Here is a 17,447-nt window from a genome sequence, read left to right on the forward strand (position 1 = left end):
CCGCCCGGAACACCGAAGGCGGACTACGACAGGTGTGGGAGGGCGTGTTGCGACCGGGGCAGGTGATCCACGTGCCCCGGGGGTGGTGGCACACGGTTACCGGCAACGGTGAGATGAGCATGCACCTGACGTTCGGGTTCACCCGGGCGACCGGCATCGACTGGGCCGAGGCGTTGGTGCGCCGGCTCTTCGAGGAGGAGTCCTTCCGGCGGGACCTGCCACGTTTCGCCGACGCGGACACGCGCCACAAGCATTGGCACGAACTGGTGTCGCGGCTGGTGGAGGCGGCCGAGGATGCGGATTTGGACGCGTTCTTGGCCGAACGTGACGCGCGCTTCGCGCGCCGTACCTCGTTCACGCTTCCCTGGCCGGTGGAGGATGCGACACCGCCGGCCGGGGCCCGAGTGGAGTTCGTGCCGATCCTTCCCCCGCCCATCGAACACGAGGGCGACAAGGTGACGATCACGGTGGCGGGCAAGCGCTACCGACTTCCGGCGATGACCGAACCGGTGGTGAGTGCGATCGCCGAGCACCGTTCACTGACGGTGGCGGAATTGGCCGAACACGCCGGTGTGGGAGTGGAGGTATGTGCCCGGGTCGTGGCCGCGCTCAGCCGTCACCACCTGGTCCTGGTGCGCTGATCCCCGGGCAAGGGAGCGCCGTGTTCGGGGCGAGCACGGCGCTCCCCCGCCAACAGGCTCGATCGTCCGTGCCGTCGCGAGAGCACACGTAGGCCTCGCTCCCGCCGAGAACCCGATCGATGCCGAAATCGAGCTCTTCGGCGAAGCTCGCCAGGCCAGGGCTCCAGGAATCGACGTCCTCCTCCGGAAGGGGACCCCGACCGCACCGACACGACCACCACCGCCTGTGTGCCGGCCACCTTTTCGCGGCCCGACGCCGAACGCGCCGAGGTCGTCAGGCCCTGACCGTGGCGACCCCGGTGACTCTGTTCGCCGTGTACGCATCACCGACCCCGCACCGCTTCGCGCTCTCCATCGCTGAAGCCGGCAGTCCTCGACCCGCTCGGATTCGGACCTCTGACCTGGGGGAAGAAAGCCGGCATAAGGGAAATCGGCACCTCCGGTGATTGCACCTCCCAGGTTCGTTAGGGTAGCCTCACTTAACAGGCGCGGGTTCACTCGTTCCTCAACGATCCCTACAGCCTCGGTCACTCCGGCTCGACCACTCCGAGCACGGCACCCAAGCGAAGGGCAGGTTCCACGGTGACACCAGATCCGCTCGACGCGCTCCGTGCCGTCTGCGAGGAACTCAAGTTCGCACCCCTGCCCGAACTCCTCGGTTCCGCCGAACTTCGTCGGCGCCCCTTCGGCGACGTCCAGTGTCACAGTGTCACCTCCCTGAGCGGTGATGGTTGGCTGCCCGTCCTGTTCGACAAACTCCAGACCGAGCACGGTCCCGGACACCGGCTTCCGGCCGCCACCAACTTCCTCCGGGTCACTCTGCGCGAACCCATCTTCCTGGTGGCTTCCTCGCTGTACCTGACCGGCCGCGCTCCACTGCTCACCCCGGACACGCTCCGGCTGCCCTGGGACACCGTCCGAGCGCGCTTCGGCACCCCGATCGTGGTCGACGCCCGCACCGTGGTCCTGGCCGACGACCCGGCTTCCGAGCACCCCGACACCGTGGTGGCCTTTGATGAGGACGAACAGCTGAGACTGACGGCCCAAGCCCTGTTCGCCACCTTGGAACCGCTCATCGAGGCCCTGCACGCGCACTCACGAGCGGGCAAGCGCACCCTGTGGGGATGGGTTCTGGACACCCTGCACTTCTACATGCTCAACCCCGCCCGTTACCTGGGGCGGGACGCCGAAGAGGCTTGGGGGCTGGCCACCCGGCTGGGAGACGCACTGATCGCCGCGGGCGCCATCACCCGTAAACGCCCACGTCTGTTCCCCTTCGCCCCGAAACACCCCCGCGGCACTTGGGCCGTCCGAGGCACCTGCTGCTTCGACTACAAGGGCGACCCGGAACACGGATACTGCACGACCTGTCCGCTCAAGTGCGACAGCGAACGCCAAGAGGACCTGTCGGAGTGGCTCCGCGACCCCGCGCTGGCGCCCTGACCGACCCCGGGAACCACCGCCTGTTCCCGTCCACCGGAATCGGGCCTTGCTCTTCCTGGGGTCTCCTCTGTGCGCGCACGGTCACATGGACTCGATCGCTCGGGACCACTCGACCAGGGTGTGCATCGGTCCAACGCTCGCCGTGGCCTCGGTTCCGGCCATGAAGAACATCACCGTCGCCACCCCACCCAGGACCAAGAGCAGTAGGAGCAGCACACCGCAACCGATTCCGAGAATCTTGCCCCAAGGCGTAGGCCTGGGCGCCGGTGAGGCTTCCGGCGCGTGCCCGGGGCCACCGTATCCACCCGAGCCCGCGTAGCCGCCGGGGCCACCGTAGTGGACGGGCCCACTCGGATAGTCACCGTAGCCCGGGGCGTACCCGGTGTTCTCGGCTCCCGCCCCTCCGGGCCCGCTGGGCCCCTCGGAGAGCTCCCCCTCACCACCGAAGGGCCTGTCGTTCGGTGTGCCACCGACAGCCGTCGACCCGGCCTCGGTCCCCTCGATCGAGGGCTCTTCCTCCCTCGGGGGCCGTTCCGAGGAGCGCTCCGGTTCGGGTGCCGCTCCACCGTAGGCCGGCGGATCACCGGTCCCGCCAGGTGGTGACCCGTGCGGTGGCTCCCCTGGGGGTCGGGGGCCGCCCTCCATCGGGTCCCCCCGGTCCCCGGGACGCCACTCCTCCGGTGGGTGGTGGTTCACCGGGTCCCGACCTGGTCGCTCCCCGGCCCCATTCTCGGGCTCCCGCTCACTCACTGAGAACACCTCTTCGTCCCGCGAAGGCCGACCCACCGGCGCGTTTCGGTGGCTGTCTCGGAATCGCACCATAACCGGGATCGGGCTCGCGGACGGGAAGTTCGCCGGGCGTTTTACGATAAAGGAGCGGTTGTCTTTACCCGACCACGCTCCGCCTGGTGAGCAGGGACCGGATCGCGAGTACGAACACCGGAATCGTGAACAGGGCGGCGAACAGGTTGAGCCCGGCGAATCCGACCATGGCCAGCAGCACCCCGGACAGGGCGCCGGCGGACGCACCGCCCAGATTCATCACCAGATCGCTGACCCCCTGGGCCCGCGCACGTACCCCGGTCTGAAGTGACTCGGCCAACAGCGCACTGCCCGAGACCAGTGCGAAGGACCAACCCAGTCCCAACAGGACCAGGCCCACGGTCACCAAGAACTCGTCGCCTCCGGCCACGGCCGACAGAGCGGTGGCCGCCACCAGCACCCCTTGGCCCACCAGCAACATCGGAATCCGACCGAAACGGTCGGCGAGCCAACCCACCACCGGAGAGAGCGCGTACATACCGGCGATGTGCAGGGAGATCGTCAACCCGACGACCGTGAGCGCCGACCCGTGGTGGGTCATGTGCACGGGTGTCATCGTCATGACCCCGACCATCACCATGTGACCGGAGACGATCCCCACCACCGCCAGGGCCGCCACCGGACTACGGACGATCGCGCGCAGCCCGTCGACCATCGTGGCCTCGGGCTCGCCTGCCGTGTCCTGCTCACGTTCGGCCATGGCCAAAAGCAGCGGGTCCGGACGCAGCAGCGCCGTAATGAGCAGGGCACCACCCAAAAAACCGGCGGTGGTGAGCAACACCGGGCCCAACAGGTCGCTCAGGCCCAGGGCGGTCGCCAGACCACCGGTGGGTCCGATGAGGTTGGGCCCCACCACCGCACCCACCGTGGTCGCCCACACCACGATCGATAGATCACGGCCACGGCTGTTCTCATCGGCCAGGTCCGCGGCGGCGTGCCGGGCCTGGAGGTTGGTGGCCGTACCGGCACCGACCAGCACCATCCCGGCCAGGAACAGCCAGAACATCCCCCAGACCGTGGCGGCGATGACCACGAGCCCACCCAAGGCACCCAGGAGCCACCCCAGGCTCAGGCCGGGACGGCGACCACGACGGGCCGCAGCCGCCGCCAGGGGCAGGGCGAAGATGGCGGCTCCCAGGGTGATCATGGTGGTGGCCATCCCCGACCAGGCGTCCGAACCGCTCAGTTCCAGGGCGATGAGCGCACCCACCGCCAACATCGCGCCCATACCGACACCCCCGACGACCTGGGCCGCCATCAGGACCAGGACGGTACGCCGCTGAAGGCGGGCACGGTCCGGCAGCACCCCGACGTTCCCCATGGACACGTGGTCAACTCCCCTGATTCGTCCGTTCAACGGACGAATGGTAGTCCTTGCCCACCACCTCCGGCCATGTCCTCAGTCACGCCCGTACCGCCAACGCAGGAAGTCGTGCTCACGCTCGCGGTAACGCATCAACGCGTAGAGCGGGTCGGGTTCGGGCGCGTCGACGATCACGCCACCCTCCGGGATGACCGGCCAGCACGCGAACGCCCAGAACCGACGTGTGTACACGCCCCAGAAGACGACCCACGCGCCCTGCTTCTGCCACTCGATGTGCTCGGCGATCCGGCGCCGTTCCTCATCCCGATCATCCATGCCGCCCCAGGGCATACCCGGGACCGAGTTCTACCGATCCGGCCGGAACCGGCCACTTAAACGGGTTTGTGGGGAGATCCGAAGAACGAACGCCCGTGCCAGGGCACGGGCGTTCAGAGGAAGAGGAGGTCAGCGACCGGCGACCAGGTCGCTACCGGGAACCGGCTCGGCCGGGTCGTTGCCCAGCGCGATGATCTTGTTGTCGCGGTCCACGTGCACGATGTGCTGCACGTGCTCGGCGCGCTCCTTCTCATCGACCTGGGCGTAACCGATGATGATGACCAGGTCACCCGGGCTGACCAGGCGCGCGGCCGCACCGTTGATCCCGATGACGCCGCTGCCCCGCTCCCCCACCAGGGCGTAGGTGACCAGACGGTTTCCGTTGTCGATGTCGACGATGTGGACCTGCTCGCCGTCGACGATGTCGGCGGCGTCCATCAGGTCGGCGTCGATGGTGACCGAACCCACGTAGTGCAGGTCGGCCTGGGTGACCGTGGCGCGGTGGATCTTGCCGTTCATGAGGGTGCGCAGCACAGCTTGAGCCTCGTTTCAGGGTGTCTTACGGTCTACAGGCCCCGTGGGGTCCCGTGCGTCTCCCATGATGACGCCCCCCATGACCTACTTCGACCACCGGGGCACCACTATGTCCGCCAACACACGCATTCGAACCGTTGTTCCGTCCCCACCAGTCCCTCCGTGAACCGATGGGGACGCCGAGCCACTGGTGCCGTGGCGGTCGGGGCACTAATTCAGCGACGAATAGGCCACGACTCCCCGGCGCACCAGATCGGAGGCCTTGCGGGCGTTGGAGCGCACCTGCTGGTCCCCGGCCGCGCCGGCGATCTGCCCGAGCATGTCCACCAGCATCTTGGCGGTGCGTACGAAGTCACCCGCGGTCATGTCGGACTGGCGCAAGATCGAGTCCAGCCGATCTCCCCGGGCCCACCGGTGGGCGGTCCACACGAATCCCAGGTCCGGCCGGCGCAGGAACGACACCCGGTGTCGCGACTCCACCTCGCTGAGCTCGCCCCACAGGCGCATCATCTCGTCCAACGCCTCGTCCACCCGCCCTTCGGGCACACGCGGGAAGACGTCGTCACCTCGACGCGACTCGTAGACCAGGGCGGCGGCGCATGCGGCCAGTTCCTCCGGACCCAGCTCCTGCCACACCCCGCGGCGTAGGCACTCGGCCACCAACAGATCCAGTTCGGAGTAGATCTTGGCCAGTCGCCCGCCCTCGTCGGAGACGGTGTCCTCGGACAGGTAGTCCAGATCCTCCAGCACTCCGCAGACCCGATCGAAGGTGCGGGAGATGACGTGCGAACGCCCTTCCACACGACGGCGCAGCGCGTCGGTGTCCTTCTTGGTGCGCATGTAACGCTCGGCCCAACGGGCGTGATCCTCACGCTCGGCGCAGCCATGGCAGGGGTGCGCCTTGAGGGCCGCACGCAACCGCTTGATCTCGGGGTCGTCCTGGTCACCTCGGTTGCGACCGCGCTCGTAGGTGGGCGCCGTCCCCTGTTCCTTGAGCTTGTTGCGCAGGGACGAGGCCAGATCCTGACGAGACCGAGGGGAGCGGGCCGAGAACGACTTCGGGATGCGCATGCGTCCCGACGGTTCGACCGGGATCGGAAAGTCGCTGGAGTTGATCCGCTTGACCTGTTTGTCCACGGTCAGCACCAGGGGCGCGGGAAGGTCGTGACGCAGCCCCGGGTCCAAGACCACGGCGTGTCCGGAGTAGCGTCCCGAGGGGATGCGAATGATGTCGCCCACACGCAGCATCTCCAGGCTCTCCAAGGCCTCGTCCCGGCGTCGGGCGGACCGGTTCTTGGCGAGCATGGACTCACGATCGCCGAGAGCGCGCCGCAGTCCCGCGTACTCCATGAAGTCGCCCAGGTGGCACTGGGCCGCCTCGGCGTATCCCTTCAGGGCCTCCTCGTGTTTGCGCAGCTGCTTGACCAGCCCCACCACCGCACGGTCGGCCTGGAACTGGGCGAAGGACGCCTCCAGCATGTTCCGGCTGCGTTGGCGCCCCACCTGTCCCACCAGGTTGACCGCCATGTTGTAGGACGGCTGGAAACTGGAATTGAGCGGGTAGGTGCGGGTGCCGGCCAATCCCGCTACGGCCTCGGGGTCGGTGCCTGCCTGCCAGACGACCACGGCGTGGCCCTCCACGTCGATACCACGGCGCCCGGCCCGGCCGGTGAGCTGGGTGTACTCACCTGGGGTGAGCATCGCGTGGGTCTCGCCGTTCCACTTGTCGAGCTTCTCGATGACCACGGTGCGCGCGGGCATGTTGATGCCCAGAGCCAGGGTCTCGGTGGCGAACACCGCCCGAATCAGCCCTTGGGAGAACAGCTGCTCCACGACCTCCTTGAAGGTGGGCAGCATGCCCGCGTGGTGGGCGGCGATGCCCGACTCCAAGGCGCTCAGCCACGTGTCGAATCCCAAGACGGTCAGATCGGCGCGCGGGATGTCGGCGCACCGGGTCTCGGCGTACTCGCGGATGTAGGCGGCCTCGTCCGGGGTGGTGAGCACCAGGCCAGAGGCCATGCACTGACGCACCGCGTCGTCACATCCGGCACGGCTGAAGATGAAGGTGATGGCCGGCAGCAGCCCTTCGGTGTCCAACTCCTCGATGATCATGGGACGGCTGGGCGGGAAGAAGCGGGTGCGCGGGCGTACGTTGCCCCGGGCCCGTGTCTGCGGGTGACGGCGCCGGTCGGCCAACTGAGTGGCGCGCGCGTCCTCCTCGGCGGCCCTGGTCAAGAAGGGGTTGATGTGCAGGGTCTGCCCGCCCACGCTGATCTGGCGGGGTCGATGCTGCCCGGATCGGCGACGTTCACGTTTACGTCTGGCACGCCCGCCCCCGGTCTCCTCCGGCTCGCCGGCCCCGGGGGACTCGGTGTCCAGGTCCACGAACAGGTCGTGCAGGCGCTTGCCCACCATGACGTGCTGCCACAGTGGCACGGGACGCTGCTCGTCGACGATGACGGTGGTGTCCCCACGCACCTGTTGGAGCCACTCGCCGAACTCCTCGGCGTTGCTGACCGTCGCCGACAGAGCGACCATGCGCACCGACTCGGGCAGGTGGATGATCACTTCCTCCCAGACCGCGCCACGGAAACGGTCGGCGAGGTAGTGCACCTCGTCCATGACCACGTAGGCGAGACCCCCCAGGGTGGCCGAGGACTCGTAGAGCATGTTGCGAAGCACCTCCGTGGTCATCACGACCACGGGCGCCTCGCCGTTGACGCTGTTGTCACCGGTGAGCAATCCGACCTGTTCGGAGCCGTAGCGCTTGACCAGGTCGTTGTACTTCTGGTTGGACAGGGCCTTGATCGGAGTGGTGTAGAAGCACTTGGTGCCCTCGGCCAGGGCCAGGTGCACGGCGAATTCCCCGACCACGGTCTTGCCCGAACCGGTGGGTGCGGCGACCAGCACCCCGTGTCCGTTCTCCAAGGCCTTACAGGCCCGGATCTGGAAAGGGTCGAACTCGAAGCCGTAGAGCCCTTGGAAGGCCTCGATGGCGGCGCTGGAAGCGCCCTGTCGCCGACGGAAGGCGGCGTACCGCTCAGCGTGACTACTCATAGACCTTCAGACTATGAGGTCAGATCCAACATCTCGACCGCTTTAGGCACCACCTGGCACACCAGTGTCGGCTCCCCCATACGTTCACCATCGGCATAGGCGACCCCGGCCGCACCACGGATGGTCACGGTGGCGCCATGTTCGACACGGACCTCATCCAACCCCAGATGGCTTCCGTTCAACAGCCGGGGGAAGTGCCGAATGAACCGGCCGCGCGAGGCCTCGCGCATCAGGACCACGTCCAGGCGTCCGTCGTCGGGCAGCGCTCCGGCGCACACCCTCAGTCCGCCCCCATAGGAGTCGGTGTTGCCCACCGCCACGAGCATTCCGGGCTCACGGATGGTGCGCCCGTCGATCTCGATCTCGAAGTCGATGGGGTCGAAGGTCCGCAGTTCGGCGACGATGCCGTACAGGTATCCGACACGTCCCATGCCGAACCGGAGGTTGTTCACCCGTTCGTTGACTCGGGCATCGAATCCGCAGGCCAGGACACTCATGTAGTAGCGTCGGCTGCCATCGGCCAAGGTCAGGCGGACCACATCACTGGGTCGGGAGCGGCCGGCCAAGAGGGCCTGGGCCAGACGTGGGACGGAGGCCTTGGGTGCTCCGAACGCACGAGCGACGTCGTTGCCGCTGCCGGCGGGCACCACCGCCAAGGGCACGCCGCTGCCCACCACCCCCTGCAGGGCTTGGTGGACCAGGCCGTCACCGCCCACCGCCACCAGGGCGTCAGGGCGGTCGGAGACGGCCAGCCGGGCCAGGCGACGGCTGTCGGCCGCCGAGCGGCCCGTGTAGACGTGTACACGAGCCCCGGCCGCGCGTAGGGCCTCCTTGAGTCGGACCGCGATCACGGCGGCGCGACGCCGACCGGAGGCCGGATTGACCAGAAGACAGACATGAGGGGACATAGCCGGTCCTTAGCTACCCAGTACTGAGAGTGCGAGGTCGAACGGGGTCAGGGAAGGTTCCACACCCCTCGCGCCCGGGGCGGGCCGGTTCAGACGTCCTCGTCCGTGGAGCCCTTCTCGGTCTCCTCTTGCCTGCGGCGATGGTACTCCGCCAGGGCCTTGGGGGTGAGCAGGGGGGAGGGCACCCAGGTGGCCTCGACCTCGCTCTGGCCACGCTGGATCCGGATCTCCTCTTCGGTGAGGTACTCCTCGGGGATGTCGAACTCCCCATCGCGCGCGCCCAAGACGAAGGCCTCCCACTCGGCGGGAGTGAAGAACAGGGTGCCCTTCTCGGGGGACTTGCCGTCACGCACCGCACGAAAACCGTCGTCGAACTCGGCGACCTCCACGATCGCCTCCGAATCGGGATTGGACAGGGAGGAACGCATCCACACCGCGTCGGTGGTGTCGTGCCACTTCTCGTTGCCCATGGCCTCGGGCGGAAGGTCCCGCTTGGCCTCGGTCTGCTCGCTCATCAGTACTTTTCCCGTATCCGCTTCTCGGTGGAGGGGCCGTGGGGATCGGTGTGGAAACCGCTCACCTCGGCCACAGGGGCGACGGACCCGCCCCGCGTTCCGAACCCTAGCGTGCGTGGGACGGGACTCACACCCACTTGAGCGAAGTGCGCTCAGTCGCCCTTGCCGCTCCCCTTGCCCGAATCGGAGTCTTCCAGTTCCTCCAGTTCGGAGGGCTGATCGTCCAGTTCGGACATCTGGTCGTCGTCCAGTTCCGATGTGGGATCGAGTCGCTTGCGACGTCGATCGTTGAGGAAGCAGAACAGTTCGGCGATTTCGAAGAGGATCACCAGCGGCAGGGCCAACGCCAGCATGGAGATGGGCTCGGCGGGGGTGACGATGGCGGCGATCAAGAAGGAACAGAAGATGATGACACGACGCCACTTGGCGATGGCCTCGTGGGTGAGGATCCCGACGAGGTTGAGCAGGACCACCAGCAAGGGCATGACGAAGCCGAGACCGAACATGCCCATCATGATGAGCATGTAATCGAGGTACTCACCGATGGTCAGGTAGGGGTCGGCCTCCTCGGGCAGGAACCCGAAGAGCATCTGCAAGGCCAGCGAGGTGATCATGTAGGCCAGCGCGGCACCGGCCACGAACAGGACCCCGGCCACCGGGGCGAAGATGTAGGCGTACTTCTTCTCGCGACCGTGCAGAGCCGGGGCGACGAAGGCCCACAACTGGTAGAGCCAGAGCGGAGCGGTGGCCAGCGCGCCGACGAACAACCAGATCTTGAAGGCGACGAAGAAGGCGTCGAAGGGGCCGGTGACGATGAGGGAGCAACCACCGCCCTCCACCACCTGGGAGGCGGGCAGGGAACAGTAGGGCTCGGTGAGGAAGTCCCAGATCTGGTCATAGAACACGAACCCGAGCACGGCACCCAGGCCGAGGATGAGCAGTACCTTGGCCAACCGGTTGCGCAATTCGCGCAGGTGGTCCATGAGCGGCATCCGGGCGTCCGGGTTGTCCGCTCGCTTTCTGGACCTCATCGTGTGGTCACTCTCTTCTCATCCGGTCCGCCCCGCGGACTCGTCTGCCACAGACGTCCGGCGCGGCACCCGAGAGCGCCGCGCCACCTCACCGGAGCACCGGTTACTGGTTGTAGGTCTGGTTGCTGGGTTCACCGGACTCGTTGACGATGCGCTGGCCCGGGGGGAGCTGGGGGTACCCCTGCTGCTGGTTCTGCTGCGGGGCGGAGTCGTACTGACCGCCCTGCTGAGGCTGCTGAGCCTGCTGCCGATCGTCGGACTCGTCCTTGGTCTCGTCCTCGTCGACCAGGCCCTTGCTCTCGGCCTTGAGGATGCGAGCGCTACGCCCCAGGGAACGGGCCAGGTCCGGGAGCTTCTTGGCTCCGAACAGCAAAATGGCCAGGATCACCAGGATGGCGATGGTAGGTCCGTTGAACGGTCCCATGGTTCTACCTCTCTGTGGGGCGCGGCCAAGCGCCTTCGATGGTACGCGCTTCCGTTGGGAGGGCCTTCACCGCGGATCCTCACCTCGGACACGCTCACGCAGGTCAGCGCTACACGCCTGGTACCCGCCCACCGCCCATGTCACCTTTTCGGACAGCGCGCAGGCCTGACGCCGGGCCCTCACCGTGAGGGAGCCGACGACGTACAGTCCGGCCAGAATCATGCCGAAAAGGACAGCGAGGGCGATCACGTTCTCACCATATCCCTTTCCGGACGACCTACACTCCGGACCCGATGAACAGCTGGGCGTCACCCGTGCGTCGAATTGGTCTCGACCAATTCGGAAGAGGTTTGGCCTGCCCCGTAACGCTTCAACGCTCGCTCGGCCTCCGCACGAACCTCCTGGGCCAAGCTCGCGGGCGAGACCACCCGTCCCTTCGGCCCCAGGGACAACACGAGCCTGGCCACCCACGCCGGCGCCGGGGTGCGCAAGGTCGCACGAACCCCACCATCGGCCAATTCGGTGACCGACTCGCACACGTAGTCCTCGGTGACCCAGCGCGCCGAAGGCGCCAGGTCCAAAGTGATCAGGGCGTCGCGCTCCGAACGCTGGAACACCCCCTCGGAGAGGTCACGGCGCCCCACCCCCTCGGGCACTTGGGCCTCGTAGGGCAACACCGTCAACTCCAGCACTCGGTCCAACCGGAACAGGCGCACGTCCTCGCGCAGGTGACAGTACCCCTCCAAGAACGGCTTGCCGTCCTGGACCACCAGCCCCATCGGATCCACGTCGCGTTCGGTCACCTGATCCAGGTACCCCGATAGGTAACGCAGGTGCAACCGCTGTCCGGTCTCCAAGGCCTGCGAGCAACGACGGTGGGTCCGAGCCACCTGGTCGTCCATCTCCACCCGCACCTGAACCGCGTCGGCCAAGGCTTCCACGGCCGTCCCCGCGGCGCCGCGCAGCTTCTCCCCCACTCGTTCGAGGGCACCGTCCTCCACCCCTTGGGCCCGAGGCAGTGCCTCCAGCAAAGACAACCCCACCACCAGGCTGGCCGCCTCGTCCGCCGTCAACCGCAGCGGCTGGGCCAGGGTGTCGGCGTTACCGATGATGATCTCACCGGTCTCCTTGGCCGCGTCCAAGTCCACGTCGATGAGGTCACCGGGTGTGTAGCCGGGCAGCCCGCACATCCACAGCAGGCTCAAGTCCGACACCACCTGCTTCTCACTGAGTCCGAAATGCCGGGCCACCTCGGGCACCCGCACGTCCCGGCCCAGCGCGTAGGGGACCAGCATGAGCAATCGGCGTAGCTGGTCGGCCGAACGCGGCCCCCGCCCAGGAGCGTCGTCCTCCTCCGGTGAACCCACCGGAGCGGCCTCATCCACCGGTGCCCGGACCACTCCCTCCAGATGCTCGACCACGGCGGCGCGCGCCCGCTCCGGTTCGACCACCTCGGCGCGTGCCCCCTGCGCGGCCACCCGTCCCACCAGTTCGGCGATATCGGTGTAGGGCAGGGTGAGGGTGTCCCACACCTGTTCGGTGCCTTCACGCTCGCCCGGTACCACTCGCAGGGCGCTACGCCGCAGGGCGTGCGCGGAGTCGGTGAGTACCCGCACCGTGGCGGCGTGTTCGGGTTCGGCCTGCTGCTGAGAGACCACCGAGCGCAGGTCCACCCCCTCGGGCACGCGAATCTCGGGGCCGGTGCGCACCACGGTCACCTGGCCCTGGATGCGGCCGAGCCGGAAGACCCGCCGAGCCTCACGCAGTCGATCGTGTCCGACCAGGTACCAGTGGCCTCGCTGGTTGACGATGCCCCAGGGCTCGACCTCACGACGTTCGGCCCGGGATCGGCCCGGCTTACGGTAGTCGAAGGCCACGGGACGACGGTCGCGAACCGCCTGCCAAACGGGACCGAAGGCGGGTTCGTCGGTACGCATGGCCGGAGTCAGCCCGGGCGCGGCCTCGGCGTCCACCGGCACGCCGGCCGAACGCAGCTTGAACAGGGCGTTGGCGGCCGCTTCTCCCAGGGAAGCGTGTCGCCAGGCGCGGGCGGCCAGTCCCAGAACCACTGCCTCGTCCGGCAGCAACTCGATCTCGGCCAACTCATAGTCCGAACGTGAGATGCGATAGCCCTCCTCACCACTGAAGGCGTCGCCCGTGCCCACCTGGATCGGGATACCGCTATCACGGAGTTCACGCTTGTCCCTCTCGAACATGCGCTTGAACGCCGACTCGGTCTCGGCCTCCGCGTAGCCCTGAACCGTCGTCCGGATCTCTTGGGCCGTCAGATGACGCCGGGTGGACAACAGGCAGATGACCAGGTTGAGTTGCCGTTCGGTCTTCCTGCGCGACATCGTCGCCACTCCTTCGCCCTGTGATGGTCGACCGGGCGGGGCCGCGATGGCGCGTCCTCCCACCTTCGGTTCGAATCCGACGGTACCGCCCCGACCATGATCCGGTGGCGTCACGATGAAGTCCGTCGACTTCGGTCTTCGCGGCCAGGGGTGCGTCTGTGTTCGATCGCTCTGGCCGGAGACGGCGTGGACGAACCGCACCCTTTCGACCTGTCGTGCGTTGGCCCATGACGGACCTGGCCGGAACACCCGAGGTGGATGACAGCGTACTGCTCAACACGGGCGCCTTGGGCCTTGATCCGGGCACCGGTGGATACGCGCTGGTGGTGGCCGTGCCCGATCGCCCACCCGCTGATGCTCGACGGTGGCGCACCACCCGCGGCGTTGGGTGCTCGCTCGTTCGGTGAACGGGTACGCGACCAGGACTGGCCGCCGGGCTCTGGCCACACCCTGGCGGAGATTGGGGCCCAGGGGTCGAAGGAGGAACCCGCGGCGTTTCGAGTTCGACCGCGGCCGGGCGCCACGCCGCCACCCTCATGTGCCTCTGAGCCGGGCGTCGGCGGCCACTCAGAGTTCGACGCCGCCCTGCAACCGGGAGGCGGGACGCCGATGTTCGGCGTCGCCGTTACCGGGGATGGGAGCGCGTCGAGTGGCGGCGAGCATGTGTTCGGAGGGTTCGTCGAAGTACCGGCCCGGACGGAACATGGCCAGGGAAGCGGGAGCGGCCGCCACCCCCTCGTCCACGCTCACCGCGTCGGGAACGAACACGCTGCCGTCCCCACAGGTCACGCCCCATTCACGACCAGAACCGGCGGCGACGATCTGCCCGGGGGCACCCCCCTCGATCTCCGTCGACAACGTTCCGGAACGGAAGGTGATGCGCGCCCCGCCGAACATCGCGAACGCGCCCGGGTAGGGAGCGGCCAGGGCACGCACCATACGGTCCACGTCGCGTCCGGCCGCGGTCAGGTCCAGGTGCCCGTCACTGGGGCGGCGTCGGGGCCAGACCGAGACGTGACCGGTCTGAGGGCTCCGGGGGGCCCGCCCCTCCAGCAGGGCGTCCAGGTTACGCACGATCAGTTCGGACTGTAGGTGGGACACCTGTTCGTACAGGCCGGTGGCGGTGATGTCGGGGGGCAGGTCGAAGCGGAGCCGATCCACGATGTCCCCGGCCTGGGGCGTGCGGGACAGGTGGTACAGGCTGACGGCACTGGTGCGCATGTCGCGCAGGATCGTCCAAGGAATGGGGGAGCGACCGCGTCCCACCGGTAGTGGAGCGGGATGCAGGCCCACTCCGCCCAACGGCAACGACGCCAGGACCTGTTCGTGGATCGGCTGCGACCAACCGGCCACGACCATCAGGTCGATGCGGTGCGCGGCCAGGGCGTCGCGGACCTGGTCCTCGTTGACGTCGGTGGCATGTAGATGCGGCAGGTCGTGACGGCGGGTGATCTCCTCATAGTCGACGTAGCCGCAGCAGTGCGCCAACTCCGGAGAGTAGGAGATCACCAGACTCGGTGGTCTTCCCTGGGCACAGAGTTCCTCCAGCGCCGGGATCCCCAGGCGCAGACCCGATACGTAGCAGTACCGCCGTCGGTCCGGCATGCCTCCCCCTCTCCCTTTATCACCCTGGGTGACGACTTTACGCACCCGGGGCGCCACGCCGACGCAGGGTCGTCTCTCGCGCGTGTCACCCGGCCCGCGTACTCCGGGCATACGTTCGCCCCCACCACCTATCGAGTAAGTGACGGGGGCGAAGCACGAGCTCGAAGAAGCCGGAACCGCTCCGGAAGGCGGACTACTCCTCGGTCTCCTCGTCCTCAGAAGCCTCGGCCTCCTCGGCCTCCTCGGCTTCTTCGGCCTCCTCGGGTTCGGGCGGCGGCGGGTTGTCATAGGCACCCAAGACGTCGACCACGAAGACCAGGGTGCCCACGGGACCGCCCCCCGCCTCCTCCTCGGTCTGGCCATAGGCCATGTCACCGGGCACGACCAACAACAGACGGTCACCGACCTTGGAGCCGACGATGCCCTCGTCCCAGCCCTCGATCACCGCTCCGTCACCGATGACGGTGTCGAACGGGGCGCCACCACGACTCCACGTGGAGTCGAAGACCTCCCGGTTTCCGTTGTCATCGGCCTCCCAGCGCACACCCGTGTACTGGACGATGACCTGTTGTCCCTGTTCGACCTCGGCGCCCTTCCCCTCGATGAGGGGGACGACCTCCAGGTCCTCGGGTGCGTCGGTGTCGGGAATCTCGATCTCGGGTTGGCTGTGCCCGTCCTGGGTGACGGTGGGCAGGCCGTCACCGCCGTCGGTGGTCTGTTCGCCCGGCACGACCGCGCCCTGGCTGTAGCGTTCCATCAAATCGATGACCAGGACACTGGCACCCTGGGGGGCCTCCTGGCCCATCGCCTGGGCCTGCTCCTGTTCCTCCTGCGACAGCGGCGGGAACACGTACACGGCCCGGCTGCCCAACGGCTGACTGACCAGGGTGTCGGTGATGTATTCCGGCATCTCGGCCATGGGGATCAGGTCGGGGGCACCCGCCTCGTAACTGGACTGGCCCTCCATCTGCTCGCCCTCACCCGGGCCCGTCCACTGGTACTGGACGACGTTGGCGATCAGAAGGTCGTCCGCGCCCAAGAGGATGTCTTCACCGGATCCCTTGCTGACGATGCCGGAGATCTCCTCGTCCGGCGGCTCGTCATCGGGGAAGGTGATCTGGGGTTCTTCACCGACCTCTCCGGTGACATCGGGAAGCCTCGGGTCCAACTCCTCCGAGTTCATCCGCAGGAAGGCGGGAGTCTTCCACTCCTCGGGGATGGATCCGCAGCTTGAGACCGCCAACGCGATGGCGGTCAGTGGCACCGCGAGGGCGGCGGCACGTCGGTGCATGGTCACAACCTTTGATTTCCGGCTCAGGACATGGTCACACTACCGAAAAGCACACGTTCGGCCACCCCTTGGAACCCCCCGAAAGCGACAGCCCCCGTCGGGCGGTTCGGGTCGCGGCCATACCGCGCACCACCCGACGGGGGCCACGCCGAAGGGTTCGGCGTCGCCACGGTTCACATACCGGCGATCAACTTCTCCACCCGCTCGTCCACGGACTTGAACGGGTCCTTGCACAGCACGGTGCGTTGAGCCTGGTCGTTGAGCTTGAGGTGCACCCAGTCCACGGTGAAGTCCCGGCGCTGCTCCTGAGCGCGGCGAATGAACTCACCGCGCAGGCGTGCCCGTGTGGTCTGCGGGGGCACCGACTTGGCCTCGAAGATCTTCAGGTCACCCACCACCCGGTCCATCTGACCACGGTTCTGCATCAGGTAGAACAGGCCACGGTCACGATGGATGTCGTGGTAGGTCAGGTCCAGCTGGGCCACCCGTGGAGAGGACAGCGACAGGTCGTGCTTGGCCCGGTAACGCTCCAGCAGCAGGTACTTGGCGACCCAGTCGATCTCTCGGGACACCAACTCCAGGTTCTGGGTCTCCACCGCCTCCAGGGTGCGCTGCCACAACTCCAGAACGCGCTTGCCCACGTCATCGACGCCGTGACGGTCCACGTAACCCTGTACCTTCTCCAGGTACTCGCGCTGGATGTCCAGGGCACTGGCCTCACGACCGTTGGCCAGGCGCACCTTGCGCCGCCCGGTCATGTCGTGGCTGATCTCGCGGATCGCCCGGATGGGGTTCTCCAGGGTGTAGTCGCGCATGACCACGCCGGCCTCGATCATGCGCAGCACCAGGTCGGTGGAGCCCAACTTGAGCAGGGTGGTGGTCTCACTCATGTTGGAGTCACCCACGATGACGTGCAGGCGCCGGAACCGCTCGGCGTCGGCGTGCGGCTCATCACGGGTGTTGATGATGGGGCGTGAGCGGGTGGTGGCCGAGGAGACGCCTTCCCAGATGTGTTCGGCCCGCTGGCTGACGCAGTACAGGGCCCCCCGAGGAGTCTGTAGGACCTTGCCGGCACCGCTGATGATCTGGCGGGTGACGAGGAAGGGGATCAAGACGTCGGCCAGACGTCCGAACTCTCCGTGCCGGCCCACGAGATAGTTCTCGTGGCAGCCGTAGGAGTTAC

At 67.5% G+C, this 17,447-nt stretch carries 15 protein-coding genes and 2 pseudogenes (1 of these 17 running past the window's edge); 3 read left to right on the forward strand and 14 right to left on the reverse strand.

What is annotated here, in order from left to right; translation table 11 throughout:
- Positions 1-641, forward strand: a 641-nt coding sequence (locus tag D472_RS0112745) for a JmjC domain-containing protein (RefSeq protein ID WP_017604872.1), incomplete at its 5' end; no start/stop codon positions are given.
- 582 nt (positions 642-1,223) lie between these two features.
- Positions 1,224-2,084 (forward strand): (2Fe-2S)-binding protein, encoded by an 861-nt coding sequence (locus D472_RS0112750; protein ID WP_017604873.1) that lies wholly within the window; start codon positions 1,224-1,226, stop codon positions 2,082-2,084.
- Between the two features lie 81 nt (positions 2,085-2,165).
- Here the strand turns inward: D472_RS0112750 and D472_RS29400 are convergent, their stop codons facing one another.
- The 11 genes from D472_RS29400 to D472_RS0112805 form a co-directional block, all read right to left on the reverse strand.
- On the reverse strand, positions 2,166-2,834 hold the full coding sequence (locus D472_RS29400) for a hypothetical protein (RefSeq protein WP_338036518.1): 669 nt from the start codon (positions 2,832-2,834) through the stop codon (positions 2,166-2,168).
- 136 nt (positions 2,835-2,970) lie between these two features.
- The gene (locus D472_RS0112760) at positions 2,971-4,227 is read right to left on the reverse strand and encodes an MFS transporter (RefSeq protein ID WP_017604874.1); all 1,257 of its coding nucleotides are present in this window, start codon (positions 4,225-4,227) and stop codon (positions 2,971-2,973) included.
- A 78-nt stretch (positions 4,228-4,305) separates the two neighbouring features.
- Entirely contained in the window at positions 4,306-4,545 is a 240-nt protein-coding gene (locus D472_RS0112765) for a hypothetical protein (protein WP_193373461.1), read from the reverse strand.
- A gap of 129 nt (positions 4,546-4,674) precedes the next feature.
- Entirely contained in the window at positions 4,675-5,079 is a 405-nt protein-coding gene (gene panD, locus D472_RS0112770) for an aspartate 1-decarboxylase (protein WP_017604876.1), read from the reverse strand.
- Positions 5,080-5,289: 210 nt separating this feature from the next.
- Complete coding sequence (locus D472_RS0112775) at positions 5,290-8,136, reverse strand: DEAD/DEAH box helicase (protein WP_017604877.1); 2,847 nt, start codon at positions 8,134-8,136, stop codon at positions 5,290-5,292.
- 11 nt (positions 8,137-8,147) lie between these two features.
- Positions 8,148-9,044, reverse strand: a complete 897-nt coding sequence (locus D472_RS0112780) for a diacylglycerol/lipid kinase family protein (protein ID WP_017604878.1) — start codon at positions 9,042-9,044, stop codon at positions 8,148-8,150.
- 89 nt (positions 9,045-9,133) lie between these two features.
- Positions 9,134-9,559 carry a DUF397 domain-containing protein gene (locus D472_RS0112785; protein WP_017604879.1) on the reverse strand — a complete coding sequence of 142 codons (426 nt, stop codon included), beginning with the start codon at positions 9,557-9,559 and terminating at the stop codon, positions 9,134-9,136.
- Positions 9,560-9,711: 152 nt separating this feature from the next.
- Positions 9,712-10,551, reverse strand: a complete 840-nt coding sequence (gene tatC, locus D472_RS0112790; protein WP_017604880.1) for a twin-arginine translocase subunit TatC — start codon at positions 10,549-10,551, stop codon at positions 9,712-9,714.
- Between the two features lie 142 nt (positions 10,552-10,693).
- Positions 10,694-11,014, reverse strand: a complete 321-nt coding sequence (gene tatA / locus D472_RS0112795; RefSeq protein ID WP_017604881.1) for a Sec-independent protein translocase subunit TatA — start codon at positions 11,012-11,014, stop codon at positions 10,694-10,696.
- Between the two features lie 66 nt (positions 11,015-11,080).
- Positions 11,081-11,263 carry a hypothetical protein gene (locus D472_RS0112800; RefSeq protein ID WP_017604882.1) on the reverse strand — a complete coding sequence of 61 codons (183 nt, stop codon included), beginning with the start codon at positions 11,261-11,263 and terminating at the stop codon, positions 11,081-11,083.
- 59 nt (positions 11,264-11,322) lie between these two features.
- A complete protein-coding gene (locus D472_RS0112805) occupies positions 11,323-13,368 on the reverse strand; it encodes a helix-turn-helix transcriptional regulator (protein ID WP_017604883.1) in 2,046 nt (681 codons plus the stop codon).
- 96 nt (positions 13,369-13,464) lie between these two features.
- On the opposite strand from D472_RS0112805, the pseudogene D472_RS29515 reads away from it, so the two are divergent.
- Positions 13,465-13,724: pseudogene (locus D472_RS29515) on the forward strand (DUF3866 family protein); the annotation flags it as partial.
- Between the two features lie 211 nt (positions 13,725-13,935).
- Here D472_RS29515 and D472_RS0112815 read toward each other — a convergent pair.
- The 3 genes and pseudogenes from D472_RS0112815 to pafA form a co-directional block, all read right to left on the reverse strand.
- Positions 13,936-14,973: a methionyl-tRNA formyltransferase gene (locus D472_RS0112815; RefSeq protein ID WP_017604885.1), complete on the reverse strand. Its 1,038-nt coding sequence runs from the start codon at positions 14,971-14,973 to the stop codon at positions 13,936-13,938.
- Between the two features lie 193 nt (positions 14,974-15,166).
- Entirely contained in the window at positions 15,167-16,264 is a 1,098-nt protein-coding gene (locus tag D472_RS0112820) for an FKBP-type peptidyl-prolyl cis-trans isomerase (protein WP_193373462.1), read from the reverse strand.
- Positions 16,265-16,437: 173 nt separating this feature from the next.
- Positions 16,438-17,447: pseudogene (gene pafA / locus D472_RS26745) on the reverse strand (Pup--protein ligase) (it continues 332 nt past the right edge of the window).

The organism is Nocardiopsis alkaliphila YIM 80379, assembly GCF_000341005.1.
In the GTDB taxonomy this organism is placed as follows: domain Bacteria; phylum Actinomycetota; class Actinomycetes; order Streptosporangiales; family Streptosporangiaceae; genus Nocardiopsis; species Nocardiopsis alkaliphila.